Source organism: Bacteroidota bacterium (genome assembly GCA_008933805.1).
In the GTDB taxonomy this organism is placed as follows: Bacteria; Bacteroidota; Bacteroidia; order UBA8524; family UBA8524; genus SB11.
Genome location: WBUH01000001.1, coordinates 434858 through 455300 on the forward strand (window position 1 = coordinate 434858; position 20443 = coordinate 455300).

Consider the following 20443-nt stretch of genomic DNA (forward strand, 5'->3'; position numbering starts at 1 on the left):
AATTGATTAGTGTTTATGATTTTTGTAACAGGTGTGAGAATTTTAGGATGATGAACTCGGCAGGACGGACAACGGCCATACCTATTTCAATGTTCAAGCGGCCTTCCAGTATATCCAACGAGGTCATTGTTACACCAAGACCTACGTTTACAAAGAAGGCATCAGCGGGCACAGCGCCTTGCAAGGCACCTTGTCGCCAAAGGGTAGTTAAAAAGTTCTCAATCATGGTTTTTACCCGCACCCATGTGTTAGCATCGTTGGGTTCAAACACCACAAACTCCGAAGCTTTTTTAATGCTTTCTTCGGCAAAGTTGTAAAAGCGGCGTACGTTCACATACCTCCACTCGTTATCATTACCGGCCAGTGTGCGCGCACCCCAAACCAGTGTGCCTTTGCCGGTAAAAGTGCGTACCACGTTGATACTTTTTCCGCTGGTAGCATCCACGTTCAGCACTCCTTGTTCTTCGGCAGTTACTTTAATGGTAGGGCCTACAATGCTCAACACCGACTCATTTGCAGGGGCTTTCCATACTCCGCGCTGGTTGTCAACACGGGCATATATGCCTGCAATAGCAGGGGTAGGGGGCACGGTAATGGTTTTTTCTTTTATCTTGGCTATTAACTGGCTGTACAAGTTGGGATTAGCCGTTTTAATGGCTGCCAATGTGTTGCCGTTATAGCTGGTGCCTGAGTGTGCTTTTGTGTGGGTAACCGTTAGTGTTGATTCGTCAACGGTGTATTTAAGGGTAGTTTGCAAAAAGGGGTAGTAGCACATACCATAGCTAAGGTTGTTTGCGCTTACGTGGTTATCTCTAAAGGTTTTGGCATCGTTAAAGCTGTTTCCGGTTTCGCCCCAAATGTCCATTAACACTACGCGGTCTTTTAGTTTTTGCGCTTGTGCCAATGCTGCATCGTAAGCTACTTTGTAGTTGGTAGCTGGCTTATCTGTAAACACCAATATTGTAGGCTCGTCTTGCTTTTCAAGCGATTTTATTGCGTTAGAAACCGCCGTGTCAAAATCAAAGCCGCCGCCATCGTTATAATCACCAATAGTAACAATGTAGCAAGGGCCGCCACCATTAGCAAAGTACATTTGCAGGGCGTAATACATATACTTGCCCGATACTTTTGTATTGTCTTCGGTTACGGTAATGGTGCGCACGGCTGTCGCTACGTCAGTACCATCATCGGTAATAGCAACTGAAAGCACTGCGTTTTCGCTGGCACCTTCGCCAAAAAACCTTACGTATTCGGGCATTGATGTAATGCGAAACGGTTTTGTTATCGCTTTCTTTTGCCCGTCAAGGGCTATTTGTGTGCGGCCTATAAAGGCAGGTATGGCGGTTGCCACAGGAGCCACGCTTGCAGGCAGCAGGGATACTTCTTCTATATATACCCCGGGTGTTGTATAAGTTGCCATAGTTTAATAAGGTTTATGATTTTGCCAATAGGTGTGAAAATTTCAGGATGATAAACTCAGCAGGGCGTACTGCGGCCATTCCTATTTCTATATTCATACGGCCTTCCAATATGTCTAGCGAAGTCATAGTAACGCCCAAACCGATGTTAACAAAGAAGGCATCCTCAGGTTTAGCCCCTGCTAATGCACCGTCGCGCCAAAGTCCGGTTAAAAAGTTGGTGATAGAACCTTTTACTTTTACCCAAGTATTAGCGTCGTTAGGTTCAAATACTACAAACTCCGTTGATTTTTTTATGCTCTCTTCAACAAAGATGTATAACCTGCGCACGGGCACATACCTCCACTCGTTGTCGTTTCCGGCCAGTGTGCGGGCACCCCATACCAATACTCCTTTGCCTGTAAAAGTGCGGATGGCATTTATGCTCTTACCGCTGGTAGCATCCACATTTAGCAGGCCTTGCTCATCGTCGGTAATATCTACGTTAGGCTTGTTTACCATTGCAAGGCTGTAGTTTGCGGGTGCTTTCCAAACCCCGCGGTTTCTGTCAACACTGGCATATACGCCGCACATGGCTGCGCTTGGGTACAGCGTAAGTGTTTTTTCTTTTAGCAGGGCAATAATCTTGTTATACAAAGCAAGGTCGCTAAGGTCTTTACCGCCCGATAGTTTTGCAGGCACGGTAACCCCCGCATCGTTTGATGCCAGCGTAATGTTGTTGCCCGCAGGGCCGTTCATAGTTCCTTTGGCGTCCAACTCAACCGTCGTGCCTACTTTGGTGGCGGTTAAAATATCTTTAGTAGCCGCGTGGGTATTTATTTTTTCTGCAATTTTTGTAGCCGTTGCACCTTCGTTTGCGCCTATTTCTATATTGCTGCCTGTATTATCACCGGCCTTAAAGGTAAATACGGTGCCATTTATTGTGAGTGTTTTGTTGGCAGTAGGGTTTGTACCTACTGAGATAGTACCTTCGGCAGGGATATAAGTGCCGTTTAAGTACGATACTTTTTTTGTGTTGTAGATGTTTGCAGGAGCGGTGCGGGTATCGGCTATAGCAATCTCTGACACATCGTACAGATAGTTAATAGTAGTTTGCAACGAAGGGAAATAAGCGGCGCCGTATTTAAGGTTAGCCAGTGATACCTCGTTGTTTCTAAAATTACCTGCAACAGTACTTATTGAATCGCTGGCGCTGCCTTCAAGGGTATCTATTACCGCAAAGCGGTCTTGCAATTTGTTGCATTGTACCAGCATGGCATCATTCAGTTGCCTGCGCGATGCTGATGTACCTAACTTTACAATTTCAGGGATAACTAATAGGGTTATTTCGTCTTCTTTTTCGCAAGATTTAAGCCCGTTTTCAAGCTCGGTAGCGTCAAGTGTGCCTCCGGGGGTAATGTTACCTACCGATACTATCCAGCAAGGTCCGCCTCCGTTACCGAAGTACATTTTTACCTGATAATATAACAAGTATGGCGACCACGACGATGGATTGTTAAGGGTTAGGGTAGCATTATCGGTTGAGCCCGCAGGAGGGTCGGTAAGACTTACTGTAAAAGCCTCGTTCAGCGTAGTGCCAAACATCTGCTCAAACTCAAGCAGCGATGTAATTCGCTTAGGGGTATTAACGGCAAAGTCTACACCGTTTTCTTTTCGTTGTTTGGTATAGCCAATAAACGCAGGTATGGCGGTGGCTACTGGGGCAATGCTTGCGGGCAGTGTAGAAATTTCTTCCACATACACGCCTGGGGTGGTATATGTTGCCATAGTTTATAGTATTCGGTTACGTTTTGTTTTTTCCTTTTATAAAGTCAAACCGTGTTATGCAATCTCAAATCTTCCCTTTTCCTGCGTGATAGCTATTCGCTTTCCTTTTCCACTATATGTACACGTAAATATTGCAATTGTCGTCTACCCGTACATCCGGTGCCGGATTGGGTAAACTGCTTATCAGCACGTTCCCTGCTGTTGCCGTCGGCGAGCCGTCGGGTATCTTTTTCAATTCAAGTTTTGTCTTAGGCACTTCGTAAAACGGTATCTTCACCGTTGATTCAAATACCATAGTAGGTAAGCTGTTTATACTGTCTGCCGTATTTGGCAGTGCTTGTCCGCCGCCACCCATAGCCGGGTTGCCGCTAAATGTATAGGTATTGTATATAGGGCCGCTATCACCGCTTTTATCACTCAATACCAAATCGGTGGCAGTAAAGTCAAGGCCGCTTCTATTTATAATGTAGTACTTCCAAATGCTCTCAGCCCGTTTTAAGTCAAGGCGCAGGTTTTTGGCCGCAACGGGTGGTGTTGGTTTGGATAATGATAGTTGCATTACGCCTGAAACATTGCTACGACTTAACTCATCATGGATATAAACCTGCAGCGTTTTTTCAGTGGCATCGTCGCGCTTTAGAACTATTGTGTAATAACCGCTTCCGCTTTTACTCACATCAAAAAAGCCCTTAAAAGTACGAAGCAGGTTACCCGTATCCTTCTCATTGTCCGCATTTAAAGTATAAGGGCCGGTAATAGGGTTTCCATCACTATCGTATTGGGCTACAATGGCCGAGCCGCTTTGGTTTTTTATCGTAACCTTTAAAGATTTGGAGGTAGTTTTCTCTGTAAACCTAAAACTAAACTGCTCTGCATACATGGCGTGCAGCACCTTGTATTTAAGGTCAGTCAATGCTCCGTCGGTATAATAAAACATACGGCAACCGTTTGTGTAGGTTACGGTTGATGGAGCTTCTTCATCCAAATTAGTGATACCAAAAAATGAGGCAGGGCTTTTAACGCTTATACCAAATACAAAGGTTAAATCATTGTCGATATCAATCGTAGGAGTGTTAGGTTGTGAACTCTCGTATAATAGGGTAAAACCACACCCAAAATTTCTGTAAAGCAGTCGCTGTTGGCGCATCAACCGATGTACGTCGGCGGTTAATAAAAACTCAAAATCATCCGTTACACCACTTTTGTAAAAGTTGTGCAGCATTTCAAGTTTTATTAATGTTTGATAGCCTGCCATCAGTTTTTACCTGCTAAGTCAATACCAAGGTTTTCAATTAGTCCTGCGGGTTCTATACTGTTTTCTTGTATAGTTATCATCCGCACTTTATACAACACACTGGGCAAATAGTTAGTGCCCACTACGCTCCAAAAATTATTCATCTGTTCAAACGTAAACGAGAACAGCTCTAACACCAGTTTGGGTATCTCGGGAGCCAATGTGGCCATCAACGGCGAATTGGCAGGTGTAAAAACACTCTTACCCTGAAAGAAGCCGATAATATTGCTCAGTTGTTTCAATCCCTCAATGTAATCGTCGCCTGTATCTGCCAGCTCATTATTGGTGTAGTTGGCAGAGAAGAGGACGTATAGATTAAGGTAGATATCGGGATTGCGGGCATCAAAACCTCCGGCGGTGTTGCGCACCTTTACCTGTTGATCTTTTGATACTCGGTCTTCTTCGATGTTTATTAGTGAAACCCCTATGGTTTTGTTGGGTATAGCTAATCCTTTTGAGTTTGCAACGCTGGTTAGTACTGCCAAATCACTCATTGCCCCACCTGTTTTTAAGTTCAGGTAACGGTTCACTTCTTGAGTAAGAAAATTAAGGGCCGAATGAATCATACAATAGTGATTATGCAATTAAACAGCTACTTCACAAAAATGTATCAGCGGATAGAGACTGACACATTGCAATTCAAATATAGAAAACAATTTCACTTTTACTACAACTTTTAGGGTTAAGTTTTGTTATAAAGTGAATTTTGGGTGTTATGACGGGGTAGATAAAACGGATTAAAAATTTTAGTAAAAAATTTTCAAAAATTCAAATCCAAAGTCTGAGTTACCCCGTAAGTATGTACAGCTCTTATTGGGCTTAAGAAATACCACACACTTATCAATATGTCAGCAACATACTATGAAAAGGAGCAGTACGACAATGATGTTGAGTACTATCGTCATTATTACAGGGTTACAGAAACCCACATGCCGGTTATTAATCTTGCCATTATATCCGACAGGGGGAAGGACAGTTTACGGTTGAAGATTGAACCCAATGAGTTCTTTTATGACAAGAAACTGTTTTCAATTTTTTGGAAGGTAAAAGGAAGCACAGATTTCGGCCAGTTTTTTTACGATGGGGAAGGACCGTTGTATGATTATGAGTTTGCCGCCGAAATATGTAAGTACTTACAGATTGATTTGATTGAAATGAATTATTGCGGGATGCCATTGTTTGATAAACGACGCACAGAGGTATTTATCAAAACGTTTGAAGATTTTCATAAAATGGTTTCAGGAGAACTAGCACTGTGATGTTTTTAAAATGAAAAAGCCACCTTTTCAGGTGGCTTTTCTATTTGGTTGAATGTGCAGCTATTAAGCGTACATTACTGATTTTATTGCTTCAAGTGTGCGTTGTACAGTAGGTACAGTAGCATCTACCATTGCACGTGCATACCCCATAGGTACATCACGGTTGGTAATACGTTGTATTGGGGCATCTAAGTAATCAAATGCACGACGTTGTACCATGTATGAAATTTCTGAAGAGATAGAGGCAAGCGGCCAAGCTTCTTCAACTATCACCAAACGGTTAGTTTTCTTTACTGAGTTAATGATGGTATCATAATCAATAGGTCTAACGCTGCGTAAATCAATTACCTCAGCACTAATACCGTCTTTTGCAAGCTCATCAGCAGTTTCGTAAGCAACCTTCATCATTTTTCCAAACGATACAATGGTTACGTCAGTACCTTGCCTTACCACATTGGCTACTCCGATTGGAAGCAAGTATTCTTCTTCCGGTACAGGACCTTTATCGCCATACATCAACTCACTTTCCATAAAAATAACAGGGTCGTTATCACGGATAGCCGTTTTTAATAAACCTTTTGCATCGTATGGATTGCTGGGCACCACCACTTTCAAACCGGGGCAGTTAGCATACCAGTTTTCAAAGTTTTGTGAGTGTTGTGCAGCAAGTTGGCCGGCGTTTCCTGTTGGGCCACGGAAAACCATCGGTGCGCCAAACTGCCCGCCGCTCATGCTTAGGGTTTTAGCCGCACTGTTTATCACTTGGTCGATAGCCACCAACGAGAAGTTAAACGTCATAAACTCAATAATAGGACGAAGTCCGTTCATGGCAGCTCCAACGCCAATACCTGCAAAACCAAGCTCGGCAATAGGGGTATCAATTACCCTTTTAGGGCCAAACTCATCAAGCATGCCTTGGCTCACTTTGTATGCACCGTTGTACTCGGCAACTTCTTCGCCCATTAAAAATACATTAGGGTCGCGGCGCATTTCCTCGCTCATCGCTTCGCGCAGTGCTTCACGGAATTGGATTTCTCTCATCGTTTATTCGTTTCGGGTGCGCAAAAATAAAATAAAATACTATTTAATACTGTGGTAGCCAATAAAACCTTGTCACATATTATCAGCAGTGTAGCTTAATGCAGAATAAAGGGTGTTTGGCACTTGGTTTGCTGCTTTTGGGGTTCTGTAATTTTTTAAGCAATGGCTTGGTTAACATTAATAATAGCAGGATTGTTTGAGGTTGGGTTTACCACCTGCCTCAGCAAAGCCAAAAATACAGTAGGAACTACTGCTATGTGGTGGTGGGCAGGTTTTTTTATTACTCTAATACTAAGTATGCTTTTGTTGTACAAGGCTACCCGCACATTACCTATGGGTACTGCTTATGCTGTTTGGACAGGCATTGGAGCTGTTGGAACCGTCCTAATAGGTATCACAGTTTTTAAAGAGCCGGCTGATTTTTGGCGGGCTTTTTTCATTTCTACACTTATTGCTTCTATTGTAGGACTTAAAATGATAACAAAGTAAGAAGTGACAAAGCTTAGTAAGAACTCAAAGCTGTTAGGTAAATACCGTCAGATAAAAGGCAAGATAAGATTTTACAGAAGCGTGAGGGATATTAAAAGAGGGCTAACCTCTGCGGCTGATTTCCTGTTTTTTATAGTTGAGCTTATTATAACGATACTATTTCAATAAGTACATTGTAGTAGCCCATAAACAAAAAAGACGGCCTGTATAACAGGCCGTCTTTTTTTATTAAGGGGTGTAAAGATTACTTATCACCGTTTTTTTGAGCTGCTTTTTTGTTACTCCATTCAATCAACTGTGCTGATAGCGGGCTACCGATACACAATGATGAATATGTACCCAAAATAATACCTGTTGTTAGTGCAAAGGCAAAGCCCCTGATGGTTTCACCACCAAACAAGAATACTAACAGGATAACGATAATGGTAGTTAACGAAGTCATTATCGTACGGCTAAGGGTATTGTTCAAAGCAAGGTTAATTACTTTAGAAGTATCCTTCTCGTGCTTGTGCTCACCCAAGAACTCCCTTACACGGTCAAATACAACCACAGAGTCGTTAATTGAGTAACCGATAACGGTTAGTATAGCTGCAATAAACGCTTGGTCGATTTCAAGACCGAAAGGAACGATACCGTGCAACAATGAGAACAGCGATAGTACCAGCATTACGTCATGCACAAGCATTATAACTGTTGCCACAGCAAACTGCCAACGTCTGAAACGTATTAAAATGTAAATAAACATACCTATCAATGCCAACACGATTGACAAGATAGCAGCTTGTTTAATATCAGAAGCTACCGTTGGGCCTACTTTGTATGAGGTTAGTATTTCGTATTTACCACCTTGTGTAGTTTTTAAACCTTCATCAAGTTTTGCTAATACCATTTCGCTGGCTTTTGCATCCAAACTATTGATTTGGTAGGTAGTGGTAATTTTTAATGAGTTATCAGTACCGTATACTTTCACTTCAGGCTTTCCTTCCAAAGGTTTTTCAAGAGCGGCACGGGCATCAGCTGCTGAAACAGGATTTTCAAACTTCACTACATACGACCAACCACCTTCAAAGTCAACACCGGTATCAAAACCGCGTGTAACCATTGAACCTATACCGGCAATAATTAATATACCAGAAACGGTATAGAATAGTTTGCTCTTTCCAATGAAGTCAAAGTTTGCATTACGCAATAGACTCTTAGTGGCAGGGAACCAAAATGATACGTTTTTCTCACGCTTAGCCATCCACTCAAATATTACACGGGTTAATAAAAACGCAGTGAACATAGAGCTTGCAATACCTATCAATAGGGTGATAGCAAAACCTGATATAGGGCCTGAACCAAATACAGCCAATACAGCACCTGCAAGGGCGGTGGTTAAGTTTGAGTCAATAATTGCTGAAGATGCATTCTTATAACCGTTTGCAATAGCAGTACGAAGGTTACGACCTGCCCATATTTCTTCTTTAATACGTTCGTAGATAAGTACGTTAGCATCCACCGCCATACCCAAGGTAAGGATAATACCGGCGATACCGGGAAGGGTTAGTGCCGCTTGGAACGAAGCCAGAGTACCTACAATGAAGAACAAGTTTAGTAACACAGCTAAGTCGGCTATTAAACCGGCGGTGTTGTAAACAATATACATGGTAAGAATAACAGCTAGGAAACCAACCAAAATAGAAAGCATACCGCTATTGATACTGTCTTTACCCAAGGTAGGACCTACAACCGCTTCTTCAACAATGCGGGCAGGAGCAGGAAGTTTACCCGCTTTAAGGATGTTTGACAAATCTTTTGCTTCTTCAGGAGTAAAGCTACCCATGATGCGTGATTGTCCGTTAGGAATTTCACCGTTAACAGTTGGAGCAGAGTATACTAAGCCATCAAGTACAATGGCCACAGCTTTTTGTGGTTTAGCAGCAGCAGCAGTGGCAGTAATTTTCCTCCACTTTTGTGCGCCTTCCAAGCTCATAGTCATGCTGATTTCGTTACCACCTAATTGGTCAACAGTTGGGCGGGCATCAGTTACTACATCACCTTCAAGAGCAGCACCACCGTCGCGTTCTGCTTTCAAGGCATACATAAACATTACTTTGCCTTCTTCATCTACCGGTTTGTTACCCCATGCAAACACCATGTCGGCAGGTAGTACTTGTTCCCTTAGTATTGAGTCGTTCAAAATAGCGTTTACTTTAGCAGTATCTTTAACTGCTGAAGAACCGATGTGTGCACCATCACCAAATGTGTATTTGCCATCTTCAGTTTGAGCGTAGTTAGGGAAGAAACCAGCTTCGATAAGGAAGTTTCTTTCTTGTGCTTTTTCAGCGGCAAGTGTTGCGCTATCCTTAGTACCGGTGTCGGCTTTTTTGGCAAGACCTGTATCAGTTTTTGATGAATCACCAATTGCTGTAGTAGAAGTTGCAGCAGCCAGTTTAGTAGTATCGTTAGCAGACTTGCTTGAATCAGCTTCATTAAGCTTATTTTTATTCTTCAAGTAATCGCTGATTTTACCAAAATGGGCATCAAATTCTTGAACGCTGTAAACGTTCCAAAACTCAAGCTTTGCAGTGTTTTGTAACAAACGGCGTACCCTTTCAGGATTATCAACGCCCGGCAATTCAACCATTACGCGCCCTGAGTTGCCAAGCAACTGTACGGTAGGTTGGGTTACACCAAACTGGTCGATACGGGTTTTTAAGATTTTATAAATCCTGTCAACTGATGCAGCAGATTCTGTTTTAAGGTATTGTACTACCTCTTCATCGGTTGATGTAAGACTGATTTGTTGGTCTTTGTTAAAGAATACAGCACTTAGTTTAAGGTTAGGGTTACTTGCTTTAAACTGTTTTGTAAACTCATCAATTATATCTGCTTCAGGATTAACAGATTTTGCGGCTATAGCAGATTCAAGGGCTGCATTAAGTGCAGGAGACTTGCTATCGCTAGCTAAAGCCCTGATAATATCAGCTACAGAAATTTCCATTACCACGTTCATACCGCCTTGCAAGTCAAGACCCAAGTTCAACTGGGCTTCTTTAACTTGTAGATAAGTAAAACTCTTAATACCAAGGTTATACACCTTTTCTGTGGCAATCGAGTCGAGGTATTTACGTTTCAACACGGGGTCGCCCATGCTTACTTCGTCAGCCTCTTTTTCAATCATGTAAGCCTTCAGGGTAAATGATAGCTGGTATAAACACACCAGTATCAGCGCGATGGCGAAAAACTTTACAACGCCTTGATTTTTCATTCGGTTCTCTTAATTATATATAAATGTCTTTAATGCGGTATTTACCAAAATTTTAAAGAACGGCAAATATAGACGTTGTGGTATAAAAGTGCAATGTACGCCACAGCGTTGCCGTTTTTTTTTACAAAAAGCTGATAAGCAAGATATTATAGTTTAACTGTTTATTTCTATAAAACGCTCTATATCATCCTCTTTGCCAAGAATAATGATAGTGTCGGTATCGTAAATGATAGTATTTTCTTTAGGTATACCAAATATGTGGGCTTCTTTTGCAGGGAGTCCGGCACTGTCAATTACCTCATATTCACGTTTTATGGTAATAAGATTTAATTCATATTTTTCTTGCATTTGTAAGTCTCCCACGGTGCGGTTCCATACACCCTTTGGGGGGCGTATTTCTGCAATTTCGTAATCATCGGGTAATTGCAAAAAGGTCATCACACTAGGGTGTATAAGTCGTTCAGCCACAATAATTCCAACTTCATCTTCGGGTGATAGAATTTCTTTTATCCCCATTTTCTCTAGTATCATCCGTTGCTGGCGGTTACCGGCACGGGCAATAATCCGTTTCACCTTCATGTCCATCAAGTGCGCTACAGTTAGCAGCAGTGCTTCAAAGTTTTCACCAATAGCAACTACTACTGCATCCATATCGCGGATGTTTACTGCGTCAAGTGATTTCACATCGGTACTATCCATTGTAATTGCATAGGCAACATCATCGCGCAAAGGGTCAACTTTCGATTCTTCGCTATCAATAGCTACCACCTCAGCTCCCCTGTTTGATAATGTAAGGGCTATTTTAGAGCCAAAGCGACCCATGCCTATTACTGCAAAACGGTAATTCATATAAATGCAAATGTATTATTTAACCTGTTTGAATTTTAGTCTCGGCTAATAAAGTCTTAAAATGATTTTCAACCACTTGCAGGCTGGTGGTAAAATGACTGTTATTTAAAATTATAATATCGGCCATTTCTCTGTAGGGCGACAGGTATTTTTGAAACGCCGGCTGCACATGGTATTGCCACTGGTACAAAACCAAATCTTGGGGTATGTTTCGCTCTGTTACATCGCGTTGCAAACGTCGTTTCAGTTTCAAATCCTCGTCTGCATCCACAAACAATTTTAGCGACAACATGTCAAAAATGTCGTTGTAATAGAAAATAAAAAGCCCTTCGATTATAATGATAGGAGCGGGATTAAAATCCAGCCATTCAACAGGTTCGTTGGGGTTATTAAAATTATACGATTGTTTTTTGATAGTTTTTCCGGCAGCAAGGTTCAGCAAATCTGTATGAAAACGGGGTAAGTCAACCGATTCGGGCAGATCAAAATTTACTTCGCCATTTTCATCGCGCACTTGTTGGTCAAGCGGTTTGTAATAATCGTCTTGTGATATAAAGCAAATCTCATGAGGCCCAAATTTTTCTTTAAGTGATTTAAGAAAAAGGGTTTTGCCTGATGCGCTTCCGCCTGTTATGCCCACAAGATAAGGTTTGCCGTCCATATATGGGGTGCGAAGTTACTAAAATCTAAATGTATGCTACATTGAATTTGGTAGGCAATAGCTTAAAGCATTGTCTACAATTCATAATAACCGGGATAAGGAAGTCTTTTTTCAGTAGTTATATCGTCAGGAGTGGCCGCTACTACTTGCTGTTTTATATGAAGCAAGCCCGACCAATAGGGCAAGTCTAAGTCTTCTTCATCATCTGATGGAGGAGCTTGACGCAACTTGGCCGAGGCCTCATCCAACTTAAATTTCAAAATCATGGTTTGGCGCATTTCACCTGCATTGGGCAATCTGCTTTCTTTCCAACGGCCGGGTATCATTTTCTCAGTAAATGCTTCAAGGGCATTCATTCGTTCGGTTTCATCGGTCACAAGTTCTGCATTGGCAAAGGCAACAACTGAGCGGTAATTAACCGAGTGATGAAATACAGATTTGGCAAGCACCAACGCATCAATATGGGTTACGCTGATACAAACCGGAATACCCTCAGCCATTTGGCGCATGTATCCGCTTCCTACCGAACCGTGAATGTATAAATAGTTGTCAATGCGGCAATACCCTGTTGGAATACTAAAAGGCTGGTTGTTTTGTGCATAGCTTAGGGTACATATCAACCCCTCGTCTAAAATGTTATAAATGGTTTCTTCGGTATAATCACCGCGTTTGGCAAGGCGGGATATTTTGGTTTTATCAGTAGCGTTCATAGTTTTAAAAAAGTTCCGAAAGTTATGTTTCTGCCATCAATATTGCTGTATTTTCGCCCCCGATTTTGGTTTGAAAAAGCTACTTGCCATATTTTTATCCGTTATACTGGCATGGCCTTTATTAGTAAAGGTTGCCATTGTGGTGTATTGGCAAGCCAACCAACAGTACATAGCCCAAAACCTTTGCGAAAACCGCGATAATCCTGATAGCGATTGCGGGGGTAGTTGCCATCTTGAGAAGCAACTTGAAAACGCCGACGAAAACAACGCTCCTTTTACACCCCATAAAGGGATTGAAAAAATAGAGATACCTGCGTTTGATATGGCCGGGCAATTGCAGTGGCAACCCCTTGAGGCAAACAATACGGCACTGTATAATATTGCCGAAGAGTTATTTTTACCCTACGATTTTACATCACCTGTTTTCCATCCGCCCGAGGCAAAAGTTTGACTGCTGAAAATCTTCTAATTCTTAATCGTCAAACATTTTAAACCGTTTTAATGAAAAAATATGTAACCGCCATTGTTGCAATGGTGTGTGTTGTCAATGCGCTTGCCTGCGAAGTATGCGGCTGCGCAGTTGGGGGCAGCACAATGGGTATATTGCCCCGATTTGGACGTCACTTTGTGGGGGTAAAGTATAATTACACGTCCTTCACCTCAAAACACCAAACCTTGTTCAACGGGCAGAAGCCCGTTTATTCAACCGAATATTTTACTACTGCTACCCTGTGGGGCAGATATGTGCCGCACAAAACGGTGCAATTGTTTGCCTTTGTCCCCTACACCTACTTTGCCAGAAATGAGGACGGGATAAGCACCCGAACACAGGGTTTGGGCGATATTACGCTTATGGCCAATTATGTATTGCTAAACACTACTGATAGTGCCAAAAGAAAGTTTAAGCACGCGTTGCAAATTGGCGGAGGAATAAAACTGCCCTTGGGGGCAACCGATAGAAGGGATGCTAACGGTATTTTACCTCAAAATATGCAGCAAGGCACCGGTTCTTTTGATGTACCTATCAACCTGCTATATACCCTTAGGTATAAAAAGGCGGGGATGAATGTTGAGGCAGGATATACGGTGAACAATGCCGGATCCAATGAGTATTGGTACGGTAATAAGTTTAACGGCGCATTGCGTTTGTTTTATTGGCAAGATTACCGCAATACCAGTTTTTTACCGCAAATAGGTATTAACTACGAGCACCGCGAGCGCGATTGGTACAAACCCGACGGATTTTTGAATTTTACGGGAGGCGATGCCCTATCGGCTACTGTTGTGGCCGATGTGTATTTTTATAAGATGGCCGTTGGGGTGGGCGTTAAACAACCCCTTATTTATAATTGGGGTGGCGGAAGTGTTACTGAAAAAATTTCGTTCACATCAAGCATCGTTTATATGTTTTAATGTATCTAATTAATGAAACCGTTTATAAAAAGGGCGGCCTTGGCTGCCATACTAGCGTTCTTTATTACTTCATGTAGCAAGAAGGAGCAAAATCCTTCTCCATCAAATAATCCGGCTGAGAAAGCAGTGTTTGATATACAATCGCCTAAAGAAGGTACTGTATTTAACATTGGCGATACTGTGTGGCTTAAGGGCACAGTTACTACTCAGGATGATTTGCACGGCTACGATGTGAAGATTACCAATACCACTGCGCAAAGTGTGGTGTTTTTTGGCGGCGACCATTTGCACGGCAATACGATAGTGTTAAACTCGTTTTGGGTTAACAATGTTAAAAGCCCCTCAGAAATGGTGTTTGAGCTGGCAATTGCAAAAAACCACAGCGGTGCTGTTGAACGACAACTTGTAAATTTCCATTGTCATCCATAGATATATAGAAGTTTTAATTGAGCGAAAAACGCCGGACAGTTTCCTGTCAGGCGTTTTTTGTTTAGTGCGGTTTACAAAAGTTGGGTAATCCACCAAGTGTTGCCAAAGGGGTCGGTTATCCCTCCGCTGCGTCCATAATCTTTGTTCTCAGGCGGAAAGATAGAAGTTGCTCCGGCGGCTATCGCTTTTGCATAACAATCATCGGCATCAGCCACATACACATACAAACCTGCTGTGCAAGGTTGCCAAGGGCCGCCTGCCTGCCCAAACATTATCAGGCTGTCGCCTATACTCACTTCGGCGTGCATAATTTCAGTACTGCCTTCGCGTGTATAGCGGCTCACTTCTTGGGCATCAAATACAGCCTTTGTAAAATCAAAAAACAACGATGCGTTGTTTAAAATTAAATAGGGCATTACGTTGTGGTGCCCTGCGGGGATGCTAAGTGTTGTCATAGTTTATAGAACAAAGGTAGGGGTTGGTTTTTTGTAAAATTGTACAAACACGACATTTACGTAGCACTCATATACTCTGCGCCCTCAGCGTGGCCGCCAAAGTAGGTTTTGGGGTGATGTCCTGAAAAGGCTTTAAAATCACGGATAAAGTGCGATTGATCGTAATACCCGCAACGATGTGCAATGTGGGTAAGTGGCAGTTGGCTGCCGTATAGCTTTAAAACATTTTGAAAACGGGCAATGCGTGTGTATAGTTTGGGACTGAACCCTGAATATTCTTTGAATCTGCGCTCAAACTGGCGTACCGAAAGGCTGTAGGTATCGGCTAATAGACTAACGTTACGTGTTTCAGCATCAAACAGCACTTGTTTTATTGACGTTAAAATACCCGGATGCGGTACAAACTGTTTGTTAAGTCGTTGTTGAAAGAAACCGCAAAGCAAATGCAACCGTTGATGATTAGTTTCAGCAAGCATCATTTGTTCTTCAAGGCAACGGCCGTCAGCATTAGCCAGGGTTTGCCAATCGGGAGCATGATTACTGGTTTCGTAGGTAGGGATGCCAAATAATAGGGGGATTGCAAACGGGTATAAGTACACCCCGAAAATGCTGAAATCTTCGGTAGTTATAAACCTTCGGTAATGTTGTGACTGACCGTGTAAATGAAACAGGGGAGAGGATAGGATGCCGTTGGGTGTGATTTCATTAAACCGGCCTTTGTAATGGCAAATCAGTTCGGGGCAACCATCGGCATACGAGCGGTATATATAAGGAGTTTGTGCAGAAGCCTCACCCTCAAGCACCCAAAAACTGCGCACATACAGTGCCAGCGAAGGAGGTGGAGGGATAGTGAGGTAACGCATAGTAAAACAAAAATAGAACTAAGTAATAAACAAAAAAGCCTTTCAGGGTTTCTGAAAGGCTTTCGGGGTTGTGCCCAAGACCGGGGTCGAACCGGTACGAGTGTTAGCTCACTGGTGTTTGAGACCAGCGCGTCTACCAATTCCGCCACCTGGGCAGGTAGTTTTCCTTTTACTACCGCGCTGCTACAGGGTAGCAGGGATAATTAAGGGGTTGCAAATGTATGTAAAGTTTCTATTAAGCGCAAAATATATTTACGTTTATGATAAATTTCTTTTGCTTTTAACAGAAGTGTTTGTTTTTCAGCATCATTTGCTGCGTCGAATTTTATACCTGTTTCAGTAAGTTGTCCGTTTATGTCTGTTTGAAGGTCTTCAACTTGCTTTTGCAGCCCTGCAATCATGGTCTGGTCGGGGTTTAATTCAAACTCCATCAACGCCTCGTTAATGTCCATCATCTCCATTAAAAAATCAGGAGGCAACGAGTGTTTATCCCCTTCGGTTACCAATCCTTGCAAATCCAAAATGTGATGTACACGGCGGTAATAATCTTTTAAGGTTTTGTAGGCATTATTGTTCAGGGTGCTCATCTCAAGCATTTCAGCTTGTTTAGCACTGTCTTCCTGTCCAAAATGGTCGGGGTGATAGCTGCGGGTATTCTGGTAGTATTTGTCCTTTAGCAGCTTCTCATCAATATTAAAAGCAACCGGCAGGCCAAAAAACTCAAAATAGTTAACAGATGTCAAACCTTACTTGGTGAAAATTTTATAAAAGTCGTTACCGAAGATAAACACCATCAGCGACAGCAATATCACCATACCGATTACTTGCATCACGTGCAGGAATTTTTCGGGCAATGGGCGGCCGCTTACCATTTCTATCAGTAAGAATACAACGTGTCCGCCGTCAAGTGCGGGGATGGGAAGCAAGTTCATAAAGGCAAGGATTACCGATAGCAAACCGGTTAGGTTCCAAAAACGTTGCCAGTCCCAATCGCTGCCAAATTGCTGAGCAATGCCCACAGGGCCTGACAGTGACTTAGAAGCATCGGCTTCGCCTTGGAATATTTTGCCGAAGAAACGCACGTTAAGGCTTAGGTTTTCAGCGGCTAAATCATAACCCACACCAAAGCTTTGGCCAAAACTAAAGCGCTCAACAATAATGGTGTCGGGCAAATCGGTTTTTTGAACAATGCCCATTTTGCCGTTTTTATCAATATTTGCTACCAGTTGTATCGTGTCTTTGTCACGAACCACTTTTAGCGGTGCCCAATGTTGCGGGTGTTTTCTGACTAATTTGGTAAACTCGTGGAAATACTTAACAGGCTGACCGTAAATCTCAATGATTTTGTCACCTCTTTTAAGAGCAGGGCTTTTACCGTTTGCGTTCACATAGGTTGAGTCAACCGTGAATTTTGTACGCATGGCGATAAAGTTGTTCTTATTATCCGCCATACTGTCTATAAACCCTTTAGGTAATGTAATATCTACCCTTTTTCCATTGCGTTCTACTGTATATACAGCACCGTCCAAGTAATGGTTGGGGTTGGTTACCTCCCTAAAAGTGGTTACTTTCTTACCGTCAATTTCTAGAATTTTATCACCGTCTTCAAAGCCTACACTGCGACCCAAATCAAGGGCTGCAATACCGTGTATGGCTTTTTCCATCGGCTCAGATTCACGACCGTAGCCAAAAGCTAAAAAGGCAAAAATTAATATACCCAAAATGGCGTTTACAGTAACACCGCCAATCATTACGATTAGGCGTTGCCATGCCGGTTTGGCGCGAAACTCCCAAGGTTCTGGATCGTGTTTCAATTGGTCAGTGTCCAACGATTCATCAATCATACCGGCAATTTTCACATAGCCGCCCAATGGCAGCCAGCCTATACCGTATTCTGTATCGCCCTTTTTAAAGCTGAATAGTTTTATTCCCCATGCGTCAAAAAACAGGTAGAATTTTTCTACCTTAATTCCAAAAGCCCTAGCGGCTAAAAAGTGTCCTAACTCGTGCAGGGTTACCAAAATGGCCAGTGATAGAATCAACTGTCCGGCCATTACCAATACATCCATCTATGTTTATTTATTATTTGTGGGCGATATTACAAATTTCGAGTCGCAAAGGTAGTTTTTTTCGTTGAGTGGCTACGGCTAAACTATTAAAAGTCTATTTCGCCGTATTTGCCCGCCTCATAATCCATAATGGCCGTTTGTATTTCTTTAAAGCTGTTCATCACAAAAGGACCGTAAGGAACAATCGGTTCGCCGATGGGCACACCGCCGTAAAGCATCAGGTCACGGTCTTCGTCAGATGGGTTGCTAATGGGCAAGCCAACACTGTGTTCGTCAAATATTGCCATGTGGTAGCTACCCACAGGGGTTTTATCTTCTCCCAGTAATACTTCATTTTTGGGTGCGTAAGCAAAAATGTTGTAATCAAGCGGTACTTGTAGCATCACATCTGTTTTAGCAGGTAAGTGCAAATGGTACACAAACACAGGGCTGAAGGTTTTTACAGGTGAAGCAAGCTCGCCGTAACTTCCGGCAAGTATTTTCAAATAGGCACCGTTTTCAAACTTGTGGCGTGGTATTTCACTGTCATTCAGGTTAAAGTACTCAGGTTTGTGGCCTTTGTGCTTGGCAGGCAGGTTTATCCATAACTGAAAACCATGCAACAAACCTCCTTGCGACGAAAAGTCCTTGCTTTGTTTTTCTGAATGAATAATGCCGCTCCCTGCTATCATGTATTGCATTCCCCCCGATTTGGCAATACCGTGGTTACCCATACTGTCTTTATGTTCTATCTCTCCTTCAAGAATGTAGGAAAGGGTAATAAAACCGCGGTGCGGATGCTCATCAGTACCTTTTTGGGGTCCGGGACCTTGTTGTGTAGGTCCCATTTGGTCAAGCAATAAAAAAGGGTCAAAATGTTTCAATTCCCTGTTGGGTAAGGGACGGTTTATATACATACCCGGAGCTAATAACTCCCTTGTGGCAGCGTATGTTTTAATTACTTTTCGGCTCATTGTCGTAAGATTTCATTTGTAAATACAAATGTTGAGCCAAAGTGGTTTTTGGTGGTTAGTTGTTGGTAGGAGCGTTTTTGCGACGGGCATAAAGCCCATCGCTTTGAGAGTTGCAGCGCGGAGCAGGGTTTTAAACCCTGCTCCGCGCTAAAATTTTAAAGAACAGGATTTTATATCCTGTAATTTTATTGCGGAGGGCTTTAACCCACCTTAGATTGAAGAAATATCTACTTGCCGAGGTCACAAAAAAGGCTAGTCTTTCCTTTCGAAAGCCTTATAAAGTATATATTGAAATAACCTAATGAGCGAAGTGCATTTTTCAAATCAACCACTGTACCCATTTTTAGTTCGCGTTCAAAAAGTAGGTTTATGTTTGCTGTTTGAGGCTCCCAGCTATGAATTGGGGTTAAGAGTTTTGTTAAAGTATCTAAATCGTTATAATAGTTTCCTTGCCAGTAATATAAGGCAGTATCGGTTCCCCTTTTATAGCCTACTGTAATGGTATTTTCAATGATACTTCTCATTTCTATACTTTTTTTACAGCTATCGGTAATTAGATCAATAATCATAAGAGGTTCAGAATAATAAGAAGGCTTTCCTCTTACATACCTGTTGCCATCTATTATCAAACTATCAGGATAAAACTTTGCAGGGAAAGATTGCGTGCCAATGTTTAGGGAACTTTCAGTGACAATCACTTTTTCCTGTATGCGGTTAAGCCATGATGTTACAACTGTTACACTGTCATTTTCAATATTCAGATAGTCGAGTGTGTAGATTACCCACCCTGATTTGTAATTGTCTTTTACCAAAAACCATTCCCCTTCAATGGATTTATGGTTTTGTTCAGGCTTCAAACAGCCTAACTGCAATAAACAAAAAAGAAACAGCTGTAATCTCATGCTATCAAATCTTTCCCTCGTCCATCCATATTTTGGCCTTAAGCACCGTCATTACCGTAAGACTGTCGGTCACTTCGTTATCCATTACCATGCGGTACAATTCAGCAAAAGGCAGTTTGCGCACCTCAAGACGTTCATCATCGTCGGGGTGTGGTTCGGTAAAGCTCAATCCCTTTGCTACATACATATAGGCATATTCGTTAGTAGCACTGTTGCTGGTATGGCTGGTGAGTAATAGCTGCCAATCACGGGCTATCACTCCGCATTCCTCTTGCAATTCACGCTTGGCACTCTCTATCGGCTCCACATCCAAATGACCGCCGCCTTCTGGTATTTCCCAACTGTATTGGTTAATAGGGTAGCGGTATTGGCCCACAATCCAAGTATTATAGTCATCGTCAAGCGGTAATACTCCAATAGCAAGGTTTTTAAACTCGGTAACTGTATAAATGCCATTGCTGCCGCCGGGGTTTATTACCTTATGGTGGTTAATGCGAACCCAAGGGGTTTCGTGCACAATCTCTGATGATAAAGTCGTCCAAGGGTTTTCCTGACTCACGTTTGTAAAGTTTTTTCAAAAATATCTTTTTACTACGCCCTGTGGGGTTTTATTTTGGT

General features: G+C 42.4%; 21 protein-coding genes and 1 tRNA gene. 5 read left to right on the top strand and 17 right to left on the bottom strand.

Annotated features, from left to right (window positions below; all coding sequences use genetic code 11):
- Positions 1-13: 13 nt before the first annotated feature.
- The 4 genes from F9K23_01975 to F9K23_01990 all read right to left on the bottom strand — a co-directional run bounded on the left by F9K23_01975 (position 14) and on the right by F9K23_01990 (position 5045).
- Positions 14-1420, bottom strand: coding sequence for a phage tail sheath family protein (locus F9K23_01975; GenBank protein KAB2918930.1), 1407 nt, complete (start codon positions 1418-1420; stop codon positions 14-16).
- Between the two features lie 13 nt (positions 1421-1433).
- Entirely contained in the window at positions 1434-3185 is a 1752-nt protein-coding gene (locus F9K23_01980; GenBank protein ID KAB2918931.1) for a phage tail sheath family protein, read from the bottom strand.
- A gap of 112 nt (positions 3186-3297) precedes the next feature.
- On the bottom strand, positions 3298-4440 hold the full coding sequence (locus tag F9K23_01985) for a hypothetical protein (GenBank protein ID KAB2918932.1): 1143 nt from the start codon (positions 4438-4440) through the stop codon (positions 3298-3300).
- On the bottom strand, positions 4440-5045 hold the full coding sequence (locus F9K23_01990; GenBank protein ID KAB2918933.1) for a DUF4255 domain-containing protein: 606 nt from the start codon (positions 5043-5045) through the stop codon (positions 4440-4442). Before F9K23_01990 ends, F9K23_01985 begins: the two co-directional genes overlap by 1 nt.
- A 279-nt stretch (positions 5046-5324) precedes the next feature.
- On the opposite strand from F9K23_01990, the gene F9K23_01995 reads away from it, so the two are divergent.
- Positions 5325-5738, top strand: coding sequence for a hypothetical protein (locus F9K23_01995; GenBank protein ID KAB2918934.1), 414 nt, complete (start codon positions 5325-5327; stop codon positions 5736-5738).
- Positions 5739-5801: 63 nt separating this feature from the next.
- Here the strand turns inward: F9K23_01995 and F9K23_02000 are convergent, their stop codons facing one another.
- Positions 5802-6779, bottom strand: a complete 978-nt coding sequence (locus F9K23_02000; protein KAB2918935.1) for a pyruvate dehydrogenase complex E1 component subunit beta — start codon at positions 6777-6779, stop codon at positions 5802-5804.
- A 162-nt stretch (positions 6780-6941) separates the two neighbouring features.
- On the opposite strand from F9K23_02000, the gene F9K23_02005 reads away from it, so the two are divergent.
- Complete coding sequence (locus F9K23_02005) at positions 6942-7268, top strand: multidrug efflux SMR transporter (protein ID KAB2918936.1); 327 nt, start codon at positions 6942-6944, stop codon at positions 7266-7268.
- Positions 7269-7512: 244 nt separating this feature from the next.
- Here the strand turns inward: F9K23_02005 and F9K23_02010 are convergent, their stop codons facing one another.
- The 4 genes from F9K23_02010 to F9K23_02025 all read right to left on the bottom strand — a co-directional run bounded on the left by F9K23_02010 (position 7513) and on the right by F9K23_02025 (position 12741).
- Positions 7513-10521 carry a protein translocase subunit SecDF gene (locus tag F9K23_02010; protein KAB2918937.1) on the bottom strand — a complete coding sequence of 1003 codons (3009 nt, stop codon included), beginning with the start codon at positions 10519-10521 and terminating at the stop codon, positions 7513-7515.
- A 153-nt stretch (positions 10522-10674) separates the two neighbouring features.
- Complete coding sequence (locus F9K23_02015; GenBank protein KAB2918938.1) at positions 10675-11370, bottom strand: TrkA family potassium uptake protein; 696 nt, start codon at positions 11368-11370, stop codon at positions 10675-10677.
- A gap of 19 nt (positions 11371-11389) precedes the next feature.
- Complete coding sequence (locus tag F9K23_02020; GenBank protein ID KAB2918939.1) at positions 11390-12031, bottom strand: uridine-cytidine kinase; 642 nt, start codon at positions 12029-12031, stop codon at positions 11390-11392.
- A gap of 74 nt (positions 12032-12105) precedes the next feature.
- Positions 12106-12741 (bottom strand): pyridoxamine 5'-phosphate oxidase family protein, encoded by a 636-nt coding sequence (locus F9K23_02025; GenBank protein ID KAB2918940.1) that lies wholly within the window; start codon positions 12739-12741, stop codon positions 12106-12108.
- Between the two features lie 70 nt (positions 12742-12811).
- Between F9K23_02025 and F9K23_02030 the strand changes: the two genes are divergently transcribed.
- The 3 genes from F9K23_02030 to F9K23_02040 are packed head-to-tail and all read left to right on the top strand — an operon-like array spanning position 12812 to position 14583.
- On the top strand, positions 12812-13192 hold the full coding sequence (locus F9K23_02030; protein KAB2918941.1) for a hypothetical protein: 381 nt from the start codon (positions 12812-12814) through the stop codon (positions 13190-13192).
- 50 nt (positions 13193-13242) lie between these two features.
- Positions 13243-14154 (top strand): hypothetical protein, encoded by a 912-nt coding sequence (locus tag F9K23_02035; GenBank protein KAB2918942.1) that lies wholly within the window; start codon positions 13243-13245, stop codon positions 14152-14154.
- Between the two features lie 12 nt (positions 14155-14166).
- Complete coding sequence (locus F9K23_02040) at positions 14167-14583, top strand: hypothetical protein (protein ID KAB2918943.1); 417 nt, start codon at positions 14167-14169, stop codon at positions 14581-14583.
- 71 nt (positions 14584-14654) lie between these two features.
- Here the strand turns inward: F9K23_02040 and F9K23_02045 are convergent, their stop codons facing one another.
- The 8 genes from F9K23_02045 to F9K23_02080 form a co-directional block, all read right to left on the bottom strand.
- A complete protein-coding gene (locus F9K23_02045; GenBank protein ID KAB2918944.1) occupies positions 14655-15038 on the bottom strand; it encodes a VOC family protein in 384 nt (127 codons plus the stop codon).
- A 56-nt stretch (positions 15039-15094) separates the two neighbouring features.
- Positions 15095-15901 carry an AraC family transcriptional regulator gene (locus F9K23_02050; protein ID KAB2918945.1) on the bottom strand — a complete coding sequence of 269 codons (807 nt, stop codon included), beginning with the start codon at positions 15899-15901 and terminating at the stop codon, positions 15095-15097.
- A 71-nt stretch (positions 15902-15972) separates the two neighbouring features.
- Positions 15973-16056, bottom strand: a tRNA-Leu gene (locus F9K23_02055).
- 48 nt (positions 16057-16104) lie between these two features.
- Positions 16105-16644 (bottom strand): Fe-S protein assembly co-chaperone HscB, encoded by a 540-nt coding sequence (hscB, locus tag F9K23_02060; protein KAB2918946.1) that lies wholly within the window; start codon positions 16642-16644, stop codon positions 16105-16107.
- A 3-nt stretch (positions 16645-16647) separates the two neighbouring features.
- A complete protein-coding gene (rseP, locus tag F9K23_02065; protein KAB2918947.1) occupies positions 16648-17970 on the bottom strand; it encodes an RIP metalloprotease RseP in 1323 nt (440 codons plus the stop codon).
- 86 nt (positions 17971-18056) lie between these two features.
- The gene (locus F9K23_02070) at positions 18057-18923 is read right to left on the bottom strand and encodes a pirin family protein (protein KAB2918948.1); all 867 of its coding nucleotides are present in this window, start codon (positions 18921-18923) and stop codon (positions 18057-18059) included.
- Positions 18924-19150: 227 nt separating this feature from the next.
- A complete protein-coding gene (locus F9K23_02075) occupies positions 19151-19780 on the bottom strand; it encodes a hypothetical protein (protein KAB2918949.1) in 630 nt (209 codons plus the stop codon).
- A gap of 49 nt (positions 19781-19829) precedes the next feature.
- Complete coding sequence (locus F9K23_02080; protein ID KAB2918950.1) at positions 19830-20384, bottom strand: NUDIX hydrolase; 555 nt, start codon at positions 20382-20384, stop codon at positions 19830-19832.
- Between the last annotated feature and the right edge of the window lie 59 nt (positions 20385-20443).

What these genes read in the sequence shown, in the direction of transcription:
- F9K23_02010 (KAB2918937.1), bottom strand. Translation starts at nt 10,521, where the DNA reads ATGAAAAATCAAGGCGTTGTAAAGTTTTTCGCCATCGCGCTGATACTG.
- F9K23_01990 (KAB2918933.1), bottom strand. Translation starts at nt 5,045, where the DNA reads ATGATTCATTCGGCCCTTAATTTTCTTACTCAAGAAGTGAACCGTTAC.
- F9K23_02045 (KAB2918944.1), bottom strand. Translation starts at nt 15,038, where the DNA reads ATGACAACACTTAGCATCCCCGCAGGGCACCACAACGTAATGCCCTAT.
- F9K23_02050 (KAB2918945.1), bottom strand. Translation starts at nt 15,901, where the DNA reads ATGCGTTACCTCACTATCCCTCCACCTCCTTCGCTGGCACTGTATGTG.
- F9K23_02005 (KAB2918936.1), top strand. Translation starts at nt 6,942, where the DNA reads ATGGCTTGGTTAACATTAATAATAGCAGGATTGTTTGAGGTTGGGTTT.
- F9K23_01980 (KAB2918931.1), bottom strand. Translation starts at nt 3,185, where the DNA reads ATGGCAACATATACCACCCCAGGCGTGTATGTGGAAGAAATTTCTACA.
- F9K23_02020 (KAB2918939.1), bottom strand. Translation starts at nt 12,031, where the DNA reads ATGGACGGCAAACCTTATCTTGTGGGCATAACAGGCGGAAGCGCATCA.
- F9K23_02000 (KAB2918935.1), bottom strand. Translation starts at nt 6,779, where the DNA reads ATGAGAGAAATCCAATTCCGTGAAGCACTGCGCGAAGCGATGAGCGAG.
- F9K23_01975 (KAB2918930.1), bottom strand. Translation starts at nt 1,420, where the DNA reads ATGGCAACTTATACAACACCCGGGGTATATATAGAAGAAGTATCCCTG.
- F9K23_02035 (KAB2918942.1), top strand. Translation starts at nt 13,243, where the DNA reads ATGAAAAAATATGTAACCGCCATTGTTGCAATGGTGTGTGTTGTCAAT.
- F9K23_01985 (KAB2918932.1), bottom strand. Translation starts at nt 4,440, where the DNA reads ATGGCAGGCTATCAAACATTAATAAAACTTGAAATGCTGCACAACTTT.
- F9K23_02015 (KAB2918938.1), bottom strand. Translation starts at nt 11,370, where the DNA reads ATGAATTACCGTTTTGCAGTAATAGGCATGGGTCGCTTTGGCTCTAAA.
- F9K23_02040 (KAB2918943.1), top strand. Translation starts at nt 14,167, where the DNA reads ATGAAACCGTTTATAAAAAGGGCGGCCTTGGCTGCCATACTAGCGTTC.
- F9K23_02070 (KAB2918948.1), bottom strand. Translation starts at nt 18,923, where the DNA reads ATGAGCCGAAAAGTAATTAAAACATACGCTGCCACAAGGGAGTTATTA.
- F9K23_01995 (KAB2918934.1), top strand. Translation starts at nt 5,325, where the DNA reads ATGTCAGCAACATACTATGAAAAGGAGCAGTACGACAATGATGTTGAG.
- F9K23_02025 (KAB2918940.1), bottom strand. Translation starts at nt 12,741, where the DNA reads ATGAACGCTACTGATAAAACCAAAATATCCCGCCTTGCCAAACGCGGT.
- rseP (KAB2918947.1), bottom strand. Translation starts at nt 17,970, where the DNA reads ATGGATGTATTGGTAATGGCCGGACAGTTGATTCTATCACTGGCCATT.